Annotated in this window: 17 protein-coding genes; 10 read left to right on the top strand and 7 right to left on the bottom strand. The window is 67.4% G+C overall.

Annotation, left to right across the window (positions count from 1 at the left end; genetic code table 11):
- The first annotated feature begins 90 nt into the window (after positions 1-90).
- The 4 genes from pcaH (at position 91) to pcaDC (ending at position 4,084) form a co-directional block, all read left to right on the top strand.
- Complete coding sequence (gene pcaH, locus D9X30_RS15680) at positions 91-804, top strand: protocatechuate 3,4-dioxygenase subunit beta (protein ID WP_153949393.1); 714 nt, start codon at positions 91-93, stop codon at positions 802-804.
- Between the two features lie 4 nt (positions 805-808).
- The gene (gene pcaG / locus D9X30_RS15675; protein WP_153949394.1) at positions 809-1,378 is read left to right on the top strand and encodes a protocatechuate 3,4-dioxygenase subunit alpha; all 570 of its coding nucleotides are present in this window, start codon (positions 809-811) and stop codon (positions 1,376-1,378) included.
- Between the two features lie 120 nt (positions 1,379-1,498).
- Complete coding sequence (locus D9X30_RS15670; RefSeq protein WP_153949395.1) at positions 1,499-2,893, top strand: 3-carboxy-cis,cis-muconate cycloisomerase; 1,395 nt, start codon at positions 1,499-1,501, stop codon at positions 2,891-2,893.
- A 12-nt stretch (positions 2,894-2,905) separates the two neighbouring features.
- Positions 2,906-4,084: a bifunctional 3-oxoadipate enol-lactonase/4-carboxymuconolactone decarboxylase PcaDC gene (gene pcaDC / locus D9X30_RS15665; protein ID WP_153949396.1), complete on the top strand. Its 1,179-nt coding sequence runs from the start codon at positions 2,906-2,908 to the stop codon at positions 4,082-4,084.
- Positions 4,085-4,108: 24 nt separating this feature from the next.
- Here pcaDC and D9X30_RS15660 read toward each other — a convergent pair whose 3' ends face one another.
- Positions 4,109-5,002, bottom strand: a complete 894-nt coding sequence (locus D9X30_RS15660) for a helix-turn-helix domain-containing protein (RefSeq protein ID WP_153949397.1) — start codon at positions 5,000-5,002, stop codon at positions 4,109-4,111.
- Positions 5,003-5,131: 129 nt separating this feature from the next.
- On the opposite strand from D9X30_RS15660, the gene pobA reads away from it, so the two are divergent.
- Positions 5,132-6,328, top strand: coding sequence for a 4-hydroxybenzoate 3-monooxygenase (gene pobA, locus D9X30_RS15655; RefSeq protein WP_153949398.1), 1,197 nt, complete (start codon positions 5,132-5,134; stop codon positions 6,326-6,328).
- A 129-nt stretch (positions 6,329-6,457) separates the two neighbouring features.
- Positions 6,458-9,139, top strand: coding sequence for a tannase/feruloyl esterase family alpha/beta hydrolase (locus D9X30_RS15650; protein WP_228771038.1), 2,682 nt, complete (start codon positions 6,458-6,460; stop codon positions 9,137-9,139).
- A gap of 67 nt (positions 9,140-9,206) precedes the next feature.
- Here D9X30_RS15650 and D9X30_RS15645 read toward each other — a convergent pair whose 3' ends face one another.
- Positions 9,207-10,154 (bottom strand): LysR family transcriptional regulator, encoded by a 948-nt coding sequence (locus tag D9X30_RS15645; RefSeq protein ID WP_153949399.1) that lies wholly within the window; start codon positions 10,152-10,154, stop codon positions 9,207-9,209.
- A gap of 125 nt (positions 10,155-10,279) precedes the next feature.
- On the opposite strand from D9X30_RS15645, the gene D9X30_RS15640 reads away from it, so the two are divergent.
- On the top strand, positions 10,280-11,407 hold the full coding sequence (locus tag D9X30_RS15640) for an alpha/beta fold hydrolase (protein WP_153949400.1): 1,128 nt from the start codon (positions 10,280-10,282) through the stop codon (positions 11,405-11,407).
- Positions 11,408-11,518: 111 nt separating this feature from the next.
- Positions 11,519-12,523: a tripartite tricarboxylate transporter substrate binding protein gene (locus D9X30_RS15635; RefSeq protein ID WP_153949401.1), complete on the top strand. Its 1,005-nt coding sequence runs from the start codon at positions 11,519-11,521 to the stop codon at positions 12,521-12,523.
- A 193-nt stretch (positions 12,524-12,716) separates the two neighbouring features.
- Here the strand turns inward: D9X30_RS15635 and D9X30_RS15630 are convergent, their stop codons facing one another.
- Positions 12,717-12,968 carry a hypothetical protein gene (locus tag D9X30_RS15630; protein WP_153949402.1) on the bottom strand — a complete coding sequence of 84 codons (252 nt, stop codon included), beginning with the start codon at positions 12,966-12,968 and terminating at the stop codon, positions 12,717-12,719.
- A gap of 407 nt (positions 12,969-13,375) precedes the next feature.
- Between D9X30_RS15630 and D9X30_RS15625 the strand changes: the two genes are divergently transcribed.
- Positions 13,376-13,840, top strand: coding sequence for a BON domain-containing protein (locus tag D9X30_RS15625; protein ID WP_153949403.1), 465 nt, complete (start codon positions 13,376-13,378; stop codon positions 13,838-13,840).
- 167 nt (positions 13,841-14,007) lie between these two features.
- Here the strand turns inward: D9X30_RS15625 and ku are convergent, their stop codons facing one another.
- From ku to ligD, 4 genes are all read right to left on the bottom strand, one after another.
- A complete protein-coding gene (ku, locus tag D9X30_RS15620) occupies positions 14,008-15,102 on the bottom strand; it encodes a non-homologous end joining protein Ku (protein WP_153949404.1) in 1,095 nt (364 codons plus the stop codon).
- A 201-nt stretch (positions 15,103-15,303) separates the two neighbouring features.
- Positions 15,304-17,367, bottom strand: a complete 2,064-nt coding sequence (locus tag D9X30_RS15615; protein WP_153949405.1) for a hybrid sensor histidine kinase/response regulator — start codon at positions 17,365-17,367, stop codon at positions 15,304-15,306.
- Positions 17,368-17,564: 197 nt separating this feature from the next.
- A complete protein-coding gene (locus tag D9X30_RS15610; protein WP_153949406.1) occupies positions 17,565-17,717 on the bottom strand; it encodes a hypothetical protein in 153 nt (50 codons plus the stop codon).
- A gap of 143 nt (positions 17,718-17,860) precedes the next feature.
- Positions 17,861-20,566 carry a DNA ligase D gene (gene ligD, locus D9X30_RS15605; RefSeq protein WP_153949407.1) on the bottom strand — a complete coding sequence of 902 codons (2,706 nt, stop codon included), beginning with the start codon at positions 20,564-20,566 and terminating at the stop codon, positions 17,861-17,863.
- Positions 20,567-20,807: 241 nt separating this feature from the next.
- On the opposite strand from ligD, the gene D9X30_RS15600 reads away from it, so the two are divergent.
- Complete coding sequence (locus D9X30_RS15600) at positions 20,808-21,809, top strand: SDR family oxidoreductase (RefSeq protein WP_153949408.1); 1,002 nt, start codon at positions 20,808-20,810, stop codon at positions 21,807-21,809.
- Positions 21,810-21,830: the final 21 nt, after the last annotated feature.

Raw genomic sequence — 21,830 nt, 5'->3', positions numbered from 1 at the left:
ATCGTAATTACGCCAAATCTCAATTTACATGACTTCTGGCGTTGCATACAGTCCACCCCGTCGATTCACACCAACAACGGAGACAGCGCGATGCCCCACCGCTCCGATCGCCCCGCCCAGTACCGCCGGCCGTACTGGAACACCCAGCCCGAATACCGTTTCGACCCCTATGCCTCGACGCAGCTGCGCTCGCCGGCCCAGCCGCTGATCGCGCTGCCGCAGTCGCTGTCCGAAGTCACGGGGCCGACGTTCGGTCCCGAGTTCGTCCGCGAGGGCGACAACGACCTGACGGTCGGCAACGGCGGCGAGCCGATTGGCGAGCGCATGCTGGTGACGGGCCGCGTGCTGGACGAGAACGGGCGCCCGGTGCCCAACGCGCTGATCGAGGTCTGGCAAGCCAACGCCGCGGGCCGCTACACGCACAAGCGCGACCAGCACGACGCGCCGCTGGACCCGCACTTTTCCGGCGAAGGCCGCACCATCACCGACGCCAACGGCCAGTACCAGTTCAAGACGATCAAGCCGGGCGCCTACCCCTGGCGTAACCACCACAACGCCTGGCGGCCGCAGCACATCCATTTTTCGCTGTTTGGCAACGCCTACGCCACGCGGCTGGTCACGCAGATGTATTTCCCGGGCGATCCGCTGCTGGCGTACGACCCGATCTTCCAGTGCGTGCCCGACGAGAAGGCGCGCAATCGCCTGATCGCCACGTTCGACTGGGAAACCACGGCACCCGAGTACGCGCTCGGCTACCGTTTCGATATCGTGCTGCGTGGCCGCGATGCCACGCCGATGGAGTAAGGCCATGTTGTACGCCACCGCATCCCAGACCGTAGGTCCGTACCTGCATATCGGCCTGACCGGCCTGAACTGCGCCGACCTGACCGCCGACGCGCCCGACCTGGCCGCGCAACGCATCGTGATCGAAGGCCGCGTGGTCGATGGTCGCGGCGAACCCGTGCCCGACGGCATGGTCGAGATCTGGCAGGCCAACCCTGCCGGCCGCTACCGTCATCCCGAAGATCCCCGCGAACTGCCGCTGGTGCCGGGCTTCACCGGCTTTGGCCGTGTGCCCACCGAGGCCGATGGATCGTTCCGCTTCACCACGGTCAGGCCCGGCACCGTGCCCGATGGCGATGGGCGTCCGCAGGCCCCGCACATCATGGTGTCGGTCTTCACGCGGGGACTGGTCAAGCATGTGGCCACACGCATGTACTTTCCCGAGGACACGGCCGCGCACGGCGCCGATGCGGTGCTGTCGCTGGTGCCCGCCGACCGGCGCGACACGCTGATCGCCAGGGCCGAAGGCCAGAACCGCTACCGCTGGGACGTCGTGCTGCAGGGTCCGGGCGAAACGGTGTTCTTCGATATCTGATACGTCGCCATCGTTGCCCGCCTTGCATGAACGCGGCGCCGGCTCACACCGGTGCCGCGTTTTGCATCACAATCGGCGCATTCCTTGCCGGCAACTCAAACGGTTCGCCCCCCACCGACCATGCCAACGTTTTCCCGTCTGACCGATCCGATGTTCGGCAGCCCCGCCGTGCTCGATATCTTTTCCGACGCCGGCACGGTGCGCCGCATGCTCGATGTGGAAGCCGCGCTGGCGCGCGCCGAGGCGCGCTGCGGCGTCATTCCCGAAGCGGCCGCCCAGATCATCGAACAGGTCTGTGCCGGCGACCCGGCCCAGGTCATCGACTTCGACGCGCTTGCGCAGGCCGCCGCCTCGGCTGGCAACCTGGCGATTCCGTTTGTCAAGCAGCTGACCGCCGCCGTGACGCAGCGCGATGCCGAAGCAGGCCGCTACGTGCACTGGGGCGCCACGAGCCAGGACATCATCGATACGGCATTGGTGCTGCAGCTTGCCGACGCCTTGCAGGACATCGACGCCGGCCTGCTGGCGCTTGGCGATGCCTGTGCGGCGCAGGCCGTCGCCCATCGCGCCACGCCGATGGTGGCGCGCACCTGGCTGCAGCACGCGCTGCCCACCACGTTTGGCCTGAAGGCCGCCGGCTGGCTCGATGCCTTGCGCCGCGATCTGGCCCGACTCGACCTGGCGCGCACGCACGGGCGGGCGTTGCAGTTCGGCGGTGCGGCCGGCACGCTGGCCAGCCTGGGCAACGATGCGCCGGCCGTGGCTGCGCAGCTTGCGCAGGGGCTGCAACTCGATCTTCCCGCGCTGCCGTGGCATGCGCACCGCGACCGCATGGTCGAAGTGGCCACCACGCTTGGCATGCTGACCGGCACGCTGGGAAAGATGGCGCGCGATATCTCGCTGCTGATGCAGACCGAAGTGGCCGAGGTGGCGGAACCATCGGGGCCGGGCCGGGGCGGCTCCAGCACGATGCCGCACAAGCGCAACCCCGTGGGCTGCGCGGCGGTGCTGACCGCTGCCGTGCGGGTGCCGCCCCTGGTCGCCACGATGCTGGCCGGCATGACGCAGGAGCACGAGCGCGCGCTGGGCGGCTGGCAGGCCGAGTGGGACACGTTGCCGCAGATCGTCACGCTGGCAGCCGGCGCGTTGCGCCAGATGACCGACGTGGTGGCCGGCCTGCAGGTTGACGCTGCCCGCATGCGCCAGAACCTGGATATCACGCATGGCCTGATCCTTGGCGAAGCCGCCATGCTCGAACTCGGCCGGCGCATCGGCCGGCTGCCCGCCCATCATCTGGTGGAGCGGGCGTCGCGTCGCGCCGTGGCCGACGGTACGACGCTGCGCGACGCGCTGGCGCGCACGCTGGCCGACGATCCATCGCACCGAGGCCTGCTCGACGACGCCACGCTCGACAGGCTCAGCGACCCCGCGCAGTACGCGGGCCAATCCACAAGCTTCGCCGATGCCGCCGTGCAAGCCTGGCGGCACGCGCGGGCGCACCGCAACCACGCCTGACTGGAGACGACCTTGCCTTACCTCGATCACGCCGGTGCCCGGCTGTTCTATACCGTAGACGGCCCCGACACCGCGCCCGTCATCATCTTCTCGAACTCGATGGGTACCGACCACACCATGTGGAAGCCGCAGGCCGATGCGCTGGCCGGCCGCTTCCGCGTGGTGCGCCACGACATGCGCGGACACGGCAGGTCATCGACCGATGCGTCCGAGGCAACGGTCGACGTGCTGGGGCGCGACGTCCTGGCGATCCTGGACGCACTGCAGGTGGACCAGGCCGTGTTCTGCGGCCTGTCGATCGGTGGCCTGATTGGTCAATGGCTGGCCGTGAATGCGCCCGGGCGGTTCTCGAAGGTCATCGTCGCAAATACGGCGCCGAAGATCGGCACGGCGGATGCGTGGCGCGCGCGCATCGACGGGGTGTTGCGCGACGGCATGGCGCCGCTGGTCGATGCCTCGCTGGGCCGCTGGTTCACCGAGAGTTTCCGCAGTACCGCGGGCGGCGCGCTGGACGATCTGCGCGCGGTGCTGCAGGGACTGGACCCGCGCGGCTACGCGCTGGGCTGCACCGCGCTGCGCGATGCCGACCTGCGCGAGGCCGTGAAGACGATCGCGGTGCCGGTGCTGGTGATTGCCGGCAGCGACGATCCATCGACCACCGCCGCCGAGGGCAGGGCGCTGGCCGATGCCATCCCCGGCGCACGCTATGTCGAGCTGCCGGCCGCGCATCTTTCCAACCGCGAGCAGCCCGGGCGATTCACGGCGGCGCTGCTGGACTTCATCCATGGCCGCTTGCCCGTAACCGATGACCACGCGCGCTACGAGGCGGGTCTGTCGGTGCGCCGCGCGGTGCTGGGCAGCGCCCACGTGGACCGTTCGCTGCAGAAGCTGACGCCGCTGAACGAGGAGTTCCAGAACCTGATCACGCGCTATGCGTGGGGCGAGATCTGGACGCGCGAAGGCCTGCCGCGCCATACGCGTAGCCTGGTGACCATCGCGATGATGGTGGCGCTGAACCGTTCGGAGGAGCTGAAGCTGCATCTGCGCGCGGCGGCCAACAACGGTGTGACGCGCGACGAGATCAAGGAGGTATTGCTGCAGACCGCCATCTACTGCGGCGTGCCGGCCGCCAATTCGGCCTTCCATATGGCCGAGGAAATCTTCGCGGACGTTGACAAGCCGCGCGCGTGACGCGCGCCGCAGCCGCATCGGGGCTCAGCTTTCCCGCGTGGCGAATGCGGGGAGGCGCGCACGCCCCGATTCGCGGAACGCGGTGGGCGTCTGGCCCGCCAGCCGCGCAAAGAAGCGCGAGAAGTAGCCCGCATCCGAAAATCCCAGCGTCATGGCGATCTGCTTGATATCGAGATCGCTGAACAGCAGGTCGCGCTGGGCTTCCGCCAGCACGCGGGCGTGAATCAGCTGCAGCGCGCTCTGTCCGGCCAGCTGGCGGCAGATGCGGTTGAGCTGGGTCGGCGTGATGCCGATCGTGTCGGCGTAGTACGCCATCTCCTTCTGCTCGCGATAGTCGGTTTCCAGCAGCTGCTGGAACTGCTGGAAATGGCGCGCGGGCCGGCTGCTGGCACGCGTGGCGGCAGGCGCCGATGCCTCCGCAATGCGTGCGATGCCCACCAGCACCAGCGTGAGCAGCGCCGACAGCGCGGCGCCGCGCCAAGGGGCCACCGAGGCCATCTCCATCCTGAACATCGCCAGCGCACTGGCCAGCGGATGCTTGCGCGCCACGCGCTCGTGGCGCGGATGCTCGAACAGCGGCAGCGTGCCCGGCACGCCGGCCAGCAGCGTGCGCAGGTAGCTGTCGGTCATCGTCACGATGATGCCGTCCACGTCCGGCGAGAACACGAATCCATGCACATGGTGGGGCGGCACGCAGATCAGTGATCCGCTGGCCAGGCGCTCGCGCCGGCCGTCGAGCAGCGCCTCGCCGCTGCCGCTGTGGATGTACAGAATTTGAAGGAATCGCTCGTGCCGGTGGGGTTTGATCTCCCACGCGTAGAGCTGGCTGCGCGACGCGATCGATTCGAAATGGAGCTGGTCCAGCAACGGCTCGGCGGAATTGACGCCGTAGAGCGAATAGGTGGGGACGGTTCTCATGGGGGCGCGCTGCATGCTTCCGGGAATGTTCGAATTTTCACGTTCTTGGTTCGATCTGTCCATTCCGGCCAGGCGCGCGAGGCTCTATCGTTGAGCCCAATAACCACATTCCAAATCAGGAGACACGCCATGGCCCCCAATGGCTCGCCGCATTCCCGTTCCACCCGCGTCGCCATCGTCGGCGCCGGCCCTGCCGGCCTGCTGCTCGGCCAGTTGCTGACCGTGGCCGGCATCGACAATATCGTTATCGAGCAGCGCAGCCCCGAGTACGTGCTGGGCCGCATTCGCGCGGGCATTCTCGAATGCGTGACCGTGGAGGCGCTGCGGCGCGCGGGCGTCGATGGGCGCCTGCGCGAGGAAGGATTGGTGCACCACGGCATCGAACTGTCGTTCGGTGGCGCCCGGCACCGGATCGACTTCCACGCGCTGATCGGCCGCGACGTAACCGTGTACGGCCAGACGGAGGTCACGCGCGATCTGATGGCGGCGCGCCAGGCGGCCGGCGTGCCGACCGTCTACGAGGCCCAGGACGTTGCACTGCACGATTTCGATGGCGGTCGCCCCCGCGTGTCGTATCGCAAGGATGGCGTCGAGCACGAGGTGGTCTGCGACTTCATCGCTGGCTGCGACGGGTTCCACGGCGTCAGCCGCGCCAGCGTGCCCGCGCCATCGAAGCGGATCTTCGAACGGGTGTATCCGTTTGGCTGGCTGGGCATCCTTTCGGACACGCCGCCCGTGGCCGACGAACTGATCTACGCCAGTCACGAACGCGGATTTGCGCTGTGCAGCATGCGCTCGAAGACGCGCAGCCGGTACTACGTGCAGGTGCCGTCGACCGAAAAGCCGCAGGACTGGTCCGATGCGCGTTTCTGGGATGAACTGCGCAGCCGGCTGGACCCGCAGGCGGCGGAATCGCTGGTCACAGGCCCGAGCATCGAAAAGAGCATTGCGCCACTGCGCAGCTTTGTGTGCGAGCCGATGCGTTACGGACGGTTGTTCCTCGCCGGTGACGCCGCGCATATCGTGCCGCCGACCGGTGCCAAGGGCTTGAACCTGGCCGCCAGCGACGTGCTCTACCTGGCTGACGGCTTTATCGCCCACTACCTGCACGATGATTCGCACGAACTGGACCGCTATTCCGCGAAGTGCCTGGGCCGGGTGTGGAAGGCCGAGCGGTTCTCGTGGTGGATGACATCGCTGCTGCACCGCTTTCCGGACGCCGACGACTTTGCGCACCGCATCCAGCAGGCCGAGCTTGAGTATCTGGTCAGCTCTGAGGCGGCATGCCGGTCACTGGCGGAAAACTATGTCGGATTGCCACGCTGAAGGCACGTATCCATATGCCATAAATATGAATGGATAGGTTGGCATATATTTTACGTGGCATCACCCCGGTGATACCGTCTCGCTCCAGCATGCCGGCACAAGTACCGGCTGGACTGGAGGAGACGAACGATGACAACCGGATACATGGGCAGCCACCCCGCGTGGCGGCTGGCCGCCGCATTTTCCATGGCACTGCTGGTGTCCGCCTGCGGTGGCGGCGAGGATGCGCCCGCCACGGCCACCCCAGGCAACACGGGCAACACCGGGGCCGGCGGTGATGCGGGACCGGCACCGGCCGTCCCGGCCCTCAGTGCGCTGGAGGCCTGCAACGCGCTCAATGGCGCGAGCCTGCCGGCATCGAGCCTGGCCCTGGCTTCGGGCGGCGCCACCGTCAGCAAGGCCACGCTGATCGCGGCCGATGCCCCCGGCAACTCGTTGGGGGAGTACTGCCAGGTGCGCGGCGCGATTGCCCCGGTCGATGCGTCGGCGTCCAGCATCCGCTTCGCCGTCAATCTGCCCACGCAGTGGAATGGCAAGGGCATCCAGTTCGGCGGTGGCGGCTTTGACGGCACGCTGATCGACGGCACCGAGACCGTGCGCTTTGCCTTGCCCGGCGACCCCGCACCGCTGTCGCGCGGCTACGCCACGTGGGGCGACGACTCGGGTCACCAGAGTTCCAGCATCACCGATGGCCGCTTTGCCACCAATGACGAGCAACTGGCCAACTATGGCGGCGACACGCTCAAGAAAACGCACGATGTGGCGATCGCGCTGATCACGCAACGCTATGGCAAGGCGCCGGTGCGTGCGTATTTCCTCGGCACCTCGACGGGCGGCCGCGATGCACTGCGCTATATCCAGCGATGGCCGGCGGACTACGCCGGCGTGATCGCCAACGAGCCCGCGCTCAACTACACGGGCACGCGGCTGTCGAACGTGGCGGTGGGGCGCGCGCTGTACCTCAATGGCGGTGCAGGCTGGCTCAATATCAACAAGACGCTGATGGTGCAGAAGGCGGCCATGGACGCGTGCGACACGCTCGACGGCGTGGCCGACAAGGTAGTCAGTAACGTGGAGGGCTGCCGCGTGGGCGCCATGCAGGTGCTGGCCAGCCTGCGTTGCGCGGGTGGCGCCGATACCGGCGACACGTGCCTGTCCGATGCGCAGATCGCTACGGTCAAGACCATCGAGCAGCCGCTGCAGCTCGGCTATCCGCTGGCCAATGGCGTGACGGTTGCCGGCGGCTACAACCTCATGGAAGGCGCGCTGGTGGCGGGGCCATTCACCACGCGTGACCTTGGAACGCGCGCGGTGCCGGGCAATCCGGCCACCACGGCGGACGCCAACATGTACGTGACCGGCGACCAGTGGGTGAAGTACTTCGTCACCCGCAATGCCACGTTCGATGCGCTGACTTTCGATCCGGCCAGTCCAGGTACCTGGACGTCGCGCGTGCAGGCGGTGTCCGCGCTGACCGACGCCACGAACCCCGACCTGTCCGCCTTCCTGTCCAGGGGTGGCCGCCTGATCATGCTGCACGGTCTGGCCGACGAAGTCATCAGCCCCAATTCCACCATCGCGTGGTACAAGGCCGTCATTTCGCAGGTAGGGCAAGCGGCGGTGGACCAGGGCATCCGTTTCTATACCGTGCCCGGCATGGGCCACGGTACGGGCAGCTTCCTGCCGGCGTGGAATTCGCTGACCGCACTCGAGAACTGGGTCGAGATGGGCGTGGCGCCGGGTACCCGTGAAGTGATGGACACCAACGCGGGCACCTACGGCCGCACCCGGCCGCTGTGCCAGTACCCGTCGTGGCCCAGGTACAAGGGCACCGGCAGCGCGGACGCCGCCGTCAACTACACGTGCGAAGGGGCTTCGGGCATCGTGCAGTCCTGCCTGAACCTGCCGTCGGTGGCCACCACCTGGAAGGGCGGCAACACCAATGGCGAGGAACTGTCGGTCCGCATCGACCCCGCCACGCTCAAGTACACCGTGACCATCGATGCCAGCGCCCAGCGTGCGGCCAGCACCGTGCTGAACGGACAGCTCGTCTCGCTGGGTGGCTGCACGTACGCCAGCGATGAAAACGGTGCGCAGTTCTCGTTGACCGGCGGCGGTGTGCTGGCGGGCGGCGTCAAGCCGGTATCGGGGGGCGGGTTCCTGCCGCTGGTGGCGTTCCAGAACGTTTCTGCCGACTACAAGGCGGTGGCCGATATCTACAACGTCAACGGCATCCAGACCGCCGTCGCCGACGGATCGGTCACAGTGCGCAACGGCTCGGCGCGGTTGCGGTCGTCGGCGGCCACCTGGCAGACGTGCGCGGCCACGGCCAGCGGCGGCTATATCGTCTATGACGCCGCGTGTACGAACACGACCAAGGGCTACATCGTATGGAACGCTGCCCGCAACGCGTTCGATTACTTCGTGGGCGGCACCATCGCGGCGGGAGATGGCGCGCTGAGCGGGTCGCTGATCAGCGGCATGGTCAATGGGGTGCCGGTACCGGTGGTCCTGACGCGTTCGGCCACGGCGTACGGCATGAACATCTACGCGCAGCAATCGACGGCAGGGCTGGCGGCCGGCGCCGCCGATGGCGCCTATCGCGTGATGGCCACCACAGGCGAGCAGGTCAATGCCGACCTGAACGGCACGCGCATCGCGCGTAACGGAGCGTCTGGCACGCTGGCCTACAACAGTCCGGTGCCGGGCGTGATCGGTGCAACGGGTGGGGTGGTCGCGTCCTACCTGTACAACAGCGGCCTGCTGATCGGCACGGCCGCCGGGCGCTTCGAGGTCGGGTTGCTGCACTGACGCGCGCCGCGCTGCCAGGGGATCGCCCCCGTGCTCGCGGGAGCGTTGGGGCGATCCCGGCTGGCAGCTATGCTTCTTCCTGCGCGGTCTTGCGGTGGCGTGTGGCGATGCGGTGGGTCAGCGCCACCAGTGCCGTCAGCGCAGCGTCATCCTGGCCCTCGCGGTAGCCGAGCGTCAGCGGTGCGCGCAGCCGGTCGGCCTCGACCATCCGGCAGTAGGCCACGCCGTGACGGTTCAGGCCGGCCATGGATGCCGGTACCACACTCACGCCGGCACCGGCCGCCACGAGATTCAGGTTGGTCAGCATCCGTTCGACTTCGGCGCCGATGCGTGGCGTGAAGCCAAGCGCCTCGCATTCGCGCAGCAGGTCGCCGTACATGCCCGGCGCGCCCGGTCGCCGTACCAGGATGAACGGGTCGGATGCCAGCTCGCTCAGCGACACAGGCGCCCCAGCGTTCTGGCCGCGCAACGCCCGGCGCCGCAGCAGGGCGTGATCGAGCGGCAACGCAATCGCCATCTCCTCTTCCAGCAGCAGGTCGAAGCGCACGCCTTCGGGATGCGATACCGGTGCGCGCAGCAGGGCGGCGTTCAGCGTGCCGTCGGCCAGCCGTTCGATGGCTTCCGCGGCGTTGCATTCGGTCAGGGACAGCGCCACGCGCGGAAAGTGCCGGCGGCAGGCACGCAGTACCTCGGGCGTGAGCTTGTGGGCGGCCGCGGAACTGGTGAAGCCGATGGCCAGCGCCCCTTCGTCGCCCCGCGCCATGCGCTGCATGCGTGCGCGCATCTGCTCGATCCGGGCGAACAGGTCCACCGCATCGGCATGCAGCGCCGTGCCGGCAGGCGTGAGCGCCACGCCGCGCGGCAGCCGTTCGAACAAGGTCACGCCAAGTTCGGCTTCCAGCGCCTTGAGTTGCTGCGAAAGCGGAGGTTGCTGAATGCCAAGCTGTTCGGCGGCGCGCGTGACGGACCGGGTTTCCGCCACGGCCAGGAAGTAACGCAGATGTCTCAGCTCCATGGATCTATATTCATAAAATATGGAAGTCTTGGGAGGCATATATTTTACGTGCGGCCGGCGTGGCCGTAGTATTGGCGTTTCGCCCGATGCGCGCGGGCGGCCAGAACATCAAAGGAGACAGCTTCATGCGCCGCATTACGCAATATTTGGCCGTCACCGCCGTGGTAGCGGTGGTCTCGGTGCTGGCCGGTTGTGCCGGCCAGACCGGCACAACGGCTGCCATGGCTGCCACACCCCGCGCCGCCGGCGCACCGGCAGTCAAGCCGCAGTGGCAGCGCGTGCACCTGGGCAACGGGGCTGGGTATGACTTTCCGGTCTATGCCAATCACGCGCTGAACGGCGACCTGCGCGGTATCCGTGAAGTGGTATTCGTGCAGCATGGCTTGCAGCGCAATGGCGACGACTACTACGACGCGGGCGCGGCCTTGTTGAAGGCCAGCGGCCGGAACCCCGACGAGGTGCTGCTGGTGGCGCCCAATTTCCCGGGCACGCCCGACGCCGCCAAGCATTTCGACAACATGCCGGTGTGGACCGTGCAGGGCTGGATCGGCGGCGAAGACGCGGTGTCCGGCCCCGGCGCAGGCGTCAGTTCGCTGCAGGTGATCGACGATCTGCTGGCCTACGTCACCGACAGGCAGCGCCTGCCGATGGTGCGCAAGGTCACCGTGGCCGGCCATTCGGGCGGGGCGCAGATCGTGCATCGGTACGCCGTGCTGAACAACGTGGACGAGAAGGTGCGGGCGTCCGGCATCGACCTGCGCTACGTGGTGGCGAATCCGTCGTCCTATCTGTACTTCACGCCGGACCGTCCGGTGGCGCCGGATTACCGCCGCTTCGCGCCATACAACACCAGTACCTGTGCCGATTACGACAAGTACCGCTATGGCATGCGCGACATGGTGGCTTACGCGCGCGGCGCCGATGGCATGACGCTCTATCGGCGCTACATGCAGCGCCAGGTCACCTACATGGTGGGCAGCGAAGACAACGATCCCAACCATCGGGTTCTGGACAAGGCTTGCGGCGCCGAAGCCGAAGGTCCCACGCGCCTGCAGCGGGCACGCGCTTACTGGCGCTATGAGCAGGTGTTGGCCACGCCGGGGCAGGCCAGCGCGCACCAATCGTTCGAGGTGGTGGGCGTGGGGCATGACCAGGCCCGCATGTTCGGTTCGCAGTGCGGCGCGCAGGCGGTCTTCGGCATGGACCCCGCCGCCAACGGCAACGGGGCGGCCTGTCGCGCCCCGCAGCAATGAGATGACGGGCGCCTGGACACGTTGATATCGTCCGGCGGGTTTGTCCGGGCGGCAGACGTTGGCGCGCGGTGCTACGATGCCGCAGTTTTCCCGACACATGCCGCCGCCTTCATGTCAGTTCGTGCTCGCCGGCGCGTCACTGCGGCATTGCTGGCCATGCCGTTCGCGCGTCCGTGGCGGCCTGCCGCCGCTGCCCCGTTTCCGTCTCACGTTACGCCACTGCATCTATTGGTGGGCTATGCCGCCGGTGGCGGCGCGGACCATGTCGCGCGCATCGTGGCGGACGGTCTTGGCGCCGACGGCGAGCCCACGGTCGTCGACAATCGACCGGGTGCCTCTGGCCAGATTGCAATGCATGAAGCCGCACGCGCGGGCGCCGACCGCCAGACGCTGCTGCTGGGCACGGTCGGCTCGGTCAGCATCGGGCCGCTGCTGGCCAGCAGCCCCGAGGCGCCGGCGCGCCAGCTGCATCCGCTGGCGATCGTTGCCAGCACGCCCCACGTGCTGCTGATGGCGGGCGACGGCACGCGCTCGCAGCCGGAGCAGGCTCGCGCCACGCTGCAACGCCTGCTCGACGATGCCCGGGAACGTCCCGGCGACATCGCCTATGCCTCGCTTGGCATGCATTCCAGCGCCCATCTGGTGGGTGAACTGATGTGCCGGCAGGCCGGCGTCTTCATGGCCCATGTTCCGTATCCCGGCAGCGCGCGTGCGCTGGTGGACTTGCAGGGCGGGCACGTGGCAGTGCTCGTCAGTACCTTGCAGGCCGCGTTGCCATTGATGCGGCAAGGCCGCGTGCGTGCCCTGGCGGTGACGGGCAGGGCGCGTAGTCCGCTGGCACCGGCGGTGCCGACATTTGCCGAAGCGGGCATTGCGGGCATGCAGCAAGACGCCTGGTATGGCGTGCTGGCGTCCCCTGGCGTGCCAGAGGTACGCCGCATCGCGTTGTCCGCGCGACTGGCCCGGCTACTGCGCGAGCCATCGCTGCGGCAGCGCCTGGCGCAGGACGGCGCCGAGCCGCTGAGCCTGACCGGCCGGCAGGCCATCGACTATCTCGAACAGCAGCGTGAAGTGTGGCGGCAGGCGTTGGCGGTGGTGTCGGGCCGGCTAGGCTGAGCAGGGGGTTGCAAGCCCGAGCAAATAAGCAAGATACGCCTGCCCAACCAGAAACGAAAGACGCCGGAACATCCATGGCGGATGTTCCGGCGCGGGGTCCCGCTTCCATGAGGCCGCGTCCTGACTTCAGACGTGGTGTGACAACCGTGGAGATGTCACTGCGGGGCCCGGAAAGGAGAGGAAGTCGGCAGGATTACTGCTGACGGTCCTTCTGCTGCTGGGAGCCTTGCTGCGATCCCTGCTGGCTGCCTGTGCCGCTTTGCTGCTGGTGCTGGCCCGAGCTCTTGTCCTGGTTGCCCATCTGACCACCACCTTGCTGGCGTTGCTGATCCTGGCTACCTTGCTGCTGGTTGCCGCGCTGGCCGCCTTGCTGCTCCTGCTGCCTTTGTCCCGATTGGGATTGGCCACCTTGCTGTCCGGATTGGCTACCTTGCTGCTGTCCCATTGCTGTCTCCAAGTCCAAGTCGCGGCGGGCTGCCGCATTGGACAGAGCAGCAATCCGCGTGCCAAATGCCAAAGTCGGGGGTATGGCATCTGGCAGGCACGCAGGTAACCCATGCGAGACATGCGCTTTGCCGCGATTTACAACGCATGCATGCTTTTCACGCGGGAACGGTCGCAGGGCCTGCGAGCCTGCCTGCCGACGTGGGCGCCTGCTCTCCGGCAGCGGCCTGCCGTACGGACCTCGGCACACCACGTGTCGTCCTTGTAGGGGATTTGGAACGCTATTTGCAGAGTCATGGGCAAGGTGCCGGTGACCGTGCAAGCCGTACAGCCGTACAAGCGCCAGGCGGCCGCCCAAGGTTCCGGCAATCATCCATCTGCGATTCCAACGCAACAAGGAGAGCGCACATGAAAATCGTACCCAAGCTTCGCATTGCCCTGACGATTGCCGCGCTGGCTGCCGCGGGCGGTGCCCACGCAGTCGACAATGGCGGCTTCATGAAGATTGCCGATAAGAGCACGACCAGCGGATCGGCAATGCACCCCGCCCCTGCCAACAATGCGTCTGGCACGGCCGGCCGTACCGACGGTGACCGCACGACCGGGGCCACCACTGATTCCAGGACGGATGCTGGCGCGGACAATGCCAAGCAGGCCGTGACGGACGGGGCCCTCACAACCAAGATCAAGACCAAGCTGCTGGCGACCAAGGATCTGAAGTCCACCGGCATCCACGTGAAGACCAAGGATCGGGTGGTGGACCTGACCGGTTCGGTGCCGAGCGCCGAACAGAAGCAGATGGCCGTGGACACGGTGAAGTCGGTGGAAGGCGTGGACTCCGTGAAGGACAACCTGAAGGTGTCGTCACGCTGAGGCAGGAAGGTGTTGCCGTCCGAGATTGGTAGTAACGGTTGATGATGCGCGGCGACCCAGGTCGCCACTGCGCTGAGCCGCGACTCTCCCACGTGTCGCGGCTCTTTTTCGTGTGCGTCGGGCAGGGGTGTATCGAGGGGGGCGACCTGCTGCACGGACGCCCGGGATCAGGCGGCCTTGCGGGCGGTGGTGCGGGCGGGGGCCTTGACAGTTTTCTTCGCGGTCGCTTTGCGCGCGGGGGCTTTCTTTGCGGTGCTCGCGGCGCTCCTGGCATTGCGCTTGGCGGTGGCAGGCGCGGTGGCAGACGGCATCGACGAGGCCTTCGTGCCTGCTGGCCGCCCGGTGGTGCCCGGTTTGCGGGTGCCCGCCGTACCGCGTCTGACGGTTTTCTTGCGCGCTGCGGGGGCCGCTTCCGCGGGCTCGCCATCGTTGGCTGACGTCTCGCCAGCGGCTGCGCCGCGCTTGTCCCGTTGTCCCAGGCTCTGCTTGAGTAGCGCCATCATGTCGATCACCTTGGCACCCTTGCGGGCGGGCGCGGTGGTCTCGTCGGCGGCAGGCGTCAGCAGATGCGTCTTGCCGGCCTTGACCCGGGCGTGAATGCGGGCCAGCAAGTCCTCGCGATAGGTGTCGTGGTACTGCTCGGGGTGGAAGTCCTCGCTCATGTCTTCCACGAGCCTGGTGGCCATCTGCACTTCGCGGGCGCTGGCGGCGTGCTTCTTGCCGCCGGGCAGGTTCAGGTCGGCCACTGGCACCACTTCGTCCGCGAAGCGCATCGTGTTGAGTACCAGCGCCTTGCCGGCGACCAGCAACGCCGCCAGATGCTGGCGGTTACGCAGCACCACCAGCGCCAGGGCGGCGCGTCCGGTCTTGCGCATGGTTTCGTGCAGCAGTGCATAGCCGCGTTCGCCACGCTTGTCCGGCTCCAGGTAGTAGGGGGTGTCGAAGAAATAGGGCGGAATCGCGGCGGCATCGACGAAGCTGACGATATCCACCGTCTGGGTGGCTTCGACGTTGGCCTGCCGGAAGTCCTCGTCAGTCAGGACGACGTACTCGTCCTTTTCGTACTCGTATCCCTTGACGATATCGTCGCGCTCCACCGGCTTGCCGGTGTGCTTGTTGATGCGCTGATAGCCCACCGGCGCCATGTCGCGCTTGTCCAGCAAGTCGAGATCGAGCGACTGCGTGCGTGACGCAGGCTTGACCGATATGGGGATGTTCACCAGCCCGAAGCTGATGGCGCCTTTCCAGATTGCGCGCGACATGGCCGGTCAGCCGACCAGGCCGCACGGGGCTGCCAGGCCCGCGCGATGCGGCGGTGGTGGGGGCAGGTCGCCGGGAGGCGGATCGTTGACCGGTTCCGGCGTCGTGTCAGGCGGCTCCGGCGGCGGCGTTTCTGGCTTCGGTGGCGTGATATCCGGTTCGGGTGTGATATGCATTGCGTTCCTTGTGCGGGCGCTTGCCACTCAGGCATCGAGTTCCTCGAGCAGGCGCGTCAGTGCGTTGAGATCCGCTGGCTTCACCAGATGCATGTCGAAGCCGGCGGCGCGGGTACGGCGCCGGTCGTCGGGCTGGCCGAATCCGGTCAACGCCACCAGCCGGGCATTGCGCAGTTCGGGAATCTCGCGCAGCCGCCGGGCGGTTTCGAAGCCGTCCATGGTCGGCATGCCCAGATCCAGCAGGACGACGTCCGGTCGCACGCTGGCGGCGCACGCGATGGCGCTCTGGCCATCGGGCGCGGTCACCACGGTGTGGCCCAGCGTCTCCAGTGTCATCGTCATGGCCTCGAGGGCGTCGATGTTGTCATCCACGAGCATGATCGTGTGCGCGGCCGTGGAGGCCACGCGGGTCTTGCCGCTTGTCGGATGCCAGGTCTGCCAGGGCTCCACTGGCAGTTCGACGATGAAGGTACTGCCAAGGTTCCGGCCCGGGCTTTCGGCGCTGATGCGTCCGCCGTGCAGGGTCACCAGCTTCTGGACCAGCGTCAGGCCGATGCCGGCGCCTTCGCGCGCGGCAAAGGCATCGGGGTCCGTGATGCCCGCCTGCGGGTCTTCGGCCTGGGCCTGCCGCGATGGCTGAGCGGTTTGCGGCGCCTCGCGTTCGGTAGCCGGCCGGTCATCGTGTTCGGCGGCGCCGTGTGCGTCCGCGTCGCCGCCGCCCGCTGCAGGCGCCAGCGGGTCGAAGAGTTGCCGCTGCATATCTGTCGACAGGCCGTTGCCGTTGTCGCGCACGCGCACCACGACCTTGCCATCGGAGGCAGTGGCCTCGACGGCGATCTGGCCGCCTTCTGGCGTGAACTTGGCCGCGTTGTGCAGCAGGTTGGCAAAGATCTGCGTGAGCCGCACCATATCGCCCCGCACCGGCAGCGGTTGCTCCGGCAGCGCCAGGCGCAGCGTGTGGCGGCGCGATTCCAGCAGCGGACGCACGGTTTCCACCGCCGTGTTCAGGGCGCCGCGCAGTTCCACCAGGTCGCGGCGCAGGGTGATCTTGCCCTGGTTGAAGCGCGACACATCGAGCAGTTCGTCCACCAGGCGGGTGAGATGATGCAACTGGCGGCTGATGATGTCGCGCGCCCGGAACATGTCTTCGCGGCTTGGCGAAAACTGCTGAAGCAGGTCTACGGCGCTGCGCATCGGCGCCAGCGGATTGCGCAGTTCGTGCGCCAGCATGGCCAGGAATTCGTCCTTGCGGCGCTCTTCGTTATGCAGGGTGCGCTCGGCGCGATTGTGGCGCGTAACGTCCTGGCAGATACCGGCGACGCGCAGGCATCGCCCGTCGGCGCCGCGTACCGGGAACGCCCGCATATGCACTTCGCGGATTTCGCCGTTCGGGCGTTCGAGCTGGAATTCCGAATCGAGGCGGCCGTCGCGCAGCATGCTCTGCCATTCGGCTTCCAGGCGCGCGCGATCGTCGGATGTCACCCACTTCAGCCAGCAGGTGGGATCATGCTTGACCGAATCGGCCGGGCGGCCCCACAAGGCCTCGAAGGACGGGCTCATGAACAGGAAGCGGTTGGCCGCGGGATCGATGATCCAGACCACATCGGCGAAGGCCTCGGCCAGTTGGCGGAACAGGTCTTCGTTCTCGTGCAGCGCCTGCGAGGTGCGCCGGTAGGCGTCCTCGGCGCCGCGCATGCGCAGCAGCGCGTTGATGTTCGACACCAGTTCCTCGGGCTCCACCGGCTCCACCAGAAAGCTGTCCGCGCCCCCGTCCAGCGCCTGCACGCGGCGATGCGAGTCCGTCACGCCGGGCGAGGTCAGCAGCACCATGGTCCGGGCCGTCTGCGGATCGCTCTTGATCAGGCGGCATACGTCCAGGCCGTCGATGTCGGAAAGCGGGCCCGCCAGCAGCACCAGGTCTGGCGCGTGCTGGCGAACCAGTGACAGCGCGGCCTGGCCGTCGGATGCCTCCAGCACGGCGAAGTCCGCACGGTTCAGGATACGGCTCTTGACGTAGCGCGGCCCCTCGCGGCCCTCGACATTGAGGACGAGCGGTCGACGCGTCGGGTGGTGGGCAGGCGTGGCATTCATGGCTGACGGGCGGCAGACAACGCCGCTTTGGCTTTGATATTGGCAAAGACGGGTGGGCACAGGGTCCGCACCGGCACAGCGCGGCCCCGGCCGGCGTCCCGAGGTGGCGCAGACCTATCCTGAATTGTAGTTTTTACCTTCATTCCGCCCATATCGATTGTATTTATGACATTTATGCGTTGCGCGGCCGGCAGATGTCAGCCGCCCGGCGCGTAGACGTGCAGCCGCATACCTGCGGCGCGTGCGTCCGCCGGGGAAGCCAGCAGATAAGCCAGTGCGAGCATCAGCACGCCGATCAGGGCGCGCTGCCAGAATTCGCTCGAGTACCAGGGATCGGGGTCTTGTTTCATCGTTTCCAGTCCAACCGGGGCGGCGACGGGCCCAGCTTCTGGGTGCAGTGTGGCAAGAACCGTGCCGCGCATGGCGCGATGGCTGACAGACGGACGCCGACAGGGGAGGGGCGTTGTGGCGTGGGGGATGCGTGTGCCGCGCTTCAGGCGGCGTCGAGCTGCCTGCGGGCCTGGGTCAGCGTCTGGCGAACCTTGTCGTGGCCAGCCCAGGGGTCGTGGCGCGCCAGTTCGTCCAGGCGGCTCGCCACGTTGGCGATCGTCCATTGCGCGGCGCCCGTCAGGTCATCCAGTTCATCCCAGCTGACTGGAATCGACACGCCGAGGCCGGGACGCGCCCGCGCCGAGAAGGCGGCCGCCGTGGTAGCGCCGACACCGTTGCGCAGGTAATCGATGAAAATCTTGCCAACCCGGTTGCGCGGACCGCTCTTTGATACGAAGCGTTCGGGGATCGTCCGTGCCATGTGCGTCACCGCGTCCTGCGCGAAGTCGCGCACGGCATCCCAGCCCGCGCGCGCGGCCAGCGGCACCACCACATGCAGCCCCTTGCCGCCGCTGGTTTTCAGGAAGCTCTGCAGCGACAGTGCGTCGAGCAGCGCCTTGACCAGGCTGGCCGCCTCCTGGATCTCGCGCCAGCTGACGCCTTCGCCCGGGTCGATGTCGAAGACGATCTGGTCGGGCTTGTCGATGTTGCGTGCCCTGGCATTCCAGGTGTGGAATTCCACGACGTTCAGCTGCGCCGCTTCGACGATGGCGGCGGCCGAGGTGATCTCCAGCAGGGGCGGATGGCCGGGCCAGAGTTCGGGGTCCAGGGCGTTGACGCCCTTCAGGTGCAGCGTGTCGCCATGGCGCTGGAAGAACTGCTCGCCGTCGATGCCGGAGGGCGCGCGAACCAGCGCCAGCGGGCGCCCGCGCAGGAACGGCAGCATCAGATCGGAGGCCTGGGCGTAGTAGCCGACCAGGTCGCCCTTGGTCAGTCCGGTGGATTTGTCGATCACGCGGTCGGCATGGCTGACCACGACATTGCCGATGGCGGCCTTGGTTCCCTTTCGGGAGGGCGCACTCGTGGTGGTCTTGGTGGCGGCGCTGACGGCGGCCTTGGCGGCAGTCTTCGTGGCGACTTTCATGGCGGTCTTTCCCGAGGGCGTGCGGCCCGGCGCGTCCGCCTTGGCGGGCACCTCCAGCGTGACCGAGGCCGCCGGCTTGTCGGTGCGCAGGGCGTGGAACACGGAATGGCGGATGCGGCCTTCGCGGGTCCAGGCGCCGAAGGTCACCTCGGCCACCAGCCGGGGCTTGATCCAATGGCCCTTGATGCCGCGCGGCAGCGGGTCGAACGGCGTGTCGTCGGTGCGCAGCGGTTCGAGCTGCTTGCGCAGCGCATCGAGCATGGCCGTGTCGAAGCCGGTGCCGACATTGCCGACATAGCGCAGTTTGCCGTCGGCATCATGCACGCCCAGCAGCAGCGATCCCAGCCCGCTGCGGCTGCCCTTGGGGTCGGTGTAGCCGCCGATCACGAATTCCTGCCGGTTCTGGCACTTGAGCTTGATCCATGAGGGCGCGCGCGAACTTACGTAGGGCGCATCCACGCGCTTGCCGATGATGCCTTCGAGTTTCATGCGGCACGCTGCATCGAGCATGTCGGCCGGCGCGCCTTCGAAGTTGTCGCTGAAGCGCACACGGCCCGGCGTGTGACTGGCCAGCAGCTCGCGGAGCAGGGCCCGTCGCTCGGCCAGCGGCACCGCGCGCAGATCATGCCCGGCAAACCAGGGCAGGTCGAACACGTAGAACTGGATCGATTCGGCATGCGCAGTTTCGAAGGCATTCTGCAGCGCCTGGAAGTCGGTGATACCGTCCTTGTCCACCACGACGATTTCGCCGTCGAGCCAGCCGTCGGGCCAGCCCAGTGCGGCGATCTCGGCCGCGAGCGCGCGCAGCTTCGAGGTCCAGTCGTTGCCATTGCGCGTGAACAGCCGTACATCGGCGCCGTCGATGCGCGCCACGATGCGGTAGCCGTCGAACTTGATCTCGTATTGCCATTGGCTGGGGTCGGCGGGCGGCTTGTCGACCAGCGTGGCCAGCTGCGGCGCCAGTGCCAGGGGCAGGGCGGCCTTTTTGGCGCCGGCTGGCAGCGCGGGCATCTTGCTCTCGGCCTTGCCGCCTTGGCTGCCCGTCTTCGACGTCTTGTTCGAGGCGGGCTTGTCCTTCCCGCGAGCGGCCTTTTTCGTCGGCGCCTTGGCCGTGCCGGCCAGCACGCTGTCGGGCATGGCCTCCACCACATCGAACTCCGACGCGGGCCGCGCGTACTCGTCGCGCTCCTTGATCAGCAGCCAGGCGTTGTCGTCGCGCGCCTTCTTGCCGCCCATGCGCACCAGCGTCCAGTGGCCCTGCAGCTTTTCACCGCGCAGTTCGAACTTGAGCTTGCCGTCACGATAGCCGGCCTCCGGGTCCGTATCGGGAATCCATTCGCCGCGATCCCAGACGATCACCGTTCCCGCACCGTAGTGGCCGGCGGGGATGACCCCCTCGAAATCGGCGTAATCGAGCGGATGGTCTTCCACGTGCACGGCCATGCGCTTGTCTGCCGGATCGTAGCTGGGCCCCTTCGGCACGGCCCAGCTCTTGAGCGTGCCGTCCAGTTCCAGCCGGAAGTCGTAGTGCAGCCTGCGCGCCGCGTGCTTCTGGATGACGAACGCGTGGGCGCCGTTGCCGGCGGCGGCCTTGCCCTTGCTGGCCTTCGCGGTCCGAGGGGCCTGTTTGCCGCTCGGTTCCGGCGTGGCCGCGAAGTCGCGCTTGCGCTGGTACTTGCCCAGCGGGGCGTCTGTTGAGGCGGAGGCTGCAGCGGACTTGGCCATGGGACTGGATCTGAGGCGGTGGAGTCATTTCAGCTTATGCAGCGCACCCCGCGTGCGAAAGCGGGAGCCGTCCTACAACGGGGGGCGGATTTTTCCCGGGTTTGTTTCCGGGTTTGTAATTCCTGACCGGACTTGCTGCGGTGCACATCGGCGCACGCGGCTCATCCGTGCGGGCACGGGATGTGCGATTGGCAGCAACGGGCTCGGGCCCGATCCATTCCACCCCAGCTAGAGAGGCAACATGAAGACGCTGAAGAAGATTGGCTCGCAGGTCATCGTGCTGACGGGCGCCACGAGCGGCGTGGGACTTATCACCGCGCGCAAGGCTGCCGCCCTGGGCGCCCGGCTGGTGCTGGTGGCGCGCGGCGAGGATGCCTTGCAGAAACTGGCCGAGGAACTTCGCGAACACGGCACCGAAGTCATCACCGTCGCGGCCGATGTCGGCAAGCACGAGGACGTGGCCGCGGTCGCGCAGGCGGCCATTGACCGTTTCGGCGGCTTCGATACCTGGATCAACAACGCGGGCGTGACGATCTTCGGCCGCCACGACGATGTGCCGCTCGAAGATCACCGGCGGCTTTTCGAAACGAACTACTGGGGCGTCGTGCACGGATCGCTGGCCGCCGTGGCGCACCTGCGCCAGAACGGCGGCGCCATCATCAACATGGGTAGCGAGTCGTGCGACTGTCCGCTGCCGCTGCAAAGCGCGTATGTGGCGTCGCAGCATGCGATCAAGGGCTTTACCGACACGCTGCGGCTGGAACTCGAGCAGGAAAAGGCGCCGGTGTCGGTCACGCTGATCAAGGCAGCGGGCATGGATACGCCCATCGTCACCCACGCGAAAAACTTCCTCCACGTGGAGCCGAGGCAGGCGTCGCCGCTCTACGATCCATCGATGGCCGCCGAGGCGATCCTGTTTGCCGCGGAACACCCGCGCCGCGACTTGTTCGTGGGGGCATCGGCCAAGGCATACTCGGCAGCGGCGTACTACGCGCCGCACGCGTTCGACCGCTTCATGCGGCGCTTCATGGGCCGCGCCCAGCAGACCGACATGCCGGCGGGGCCGCGCGACGACAACGCGCTGCACGCCGCCGGCAACAGTCTGATAGAGCGGACCGGAGACCGCCGGACCATGAAATCGTGTCCCTATACGGCCTCCACCCGCCATCCGATCCTGACGACGGCGCTGGTGGTGGGCGCATCGGCCGCCATGGCCGCGCTGGTACGCCACCGAAGGGGGTAGGCGTCCAGGCCAGGTCTGCCG

This window comes from Cupriavidus sp. U2 (assembly GCF_009663685.2).
In the GTDB taxonomy this organism is placed as follows: domain Bacteria; phylum Pseudomonadota; class Gammaproteobacteria; order Burkholderiales; family Burkholderiaceae; genus Cupriavidus; species Cupriavidus necator_C.
Note: the sequence above shows the minus strand (reverse complement) of the source record. Positions and strands in the feature narration are given on the sequence as shown.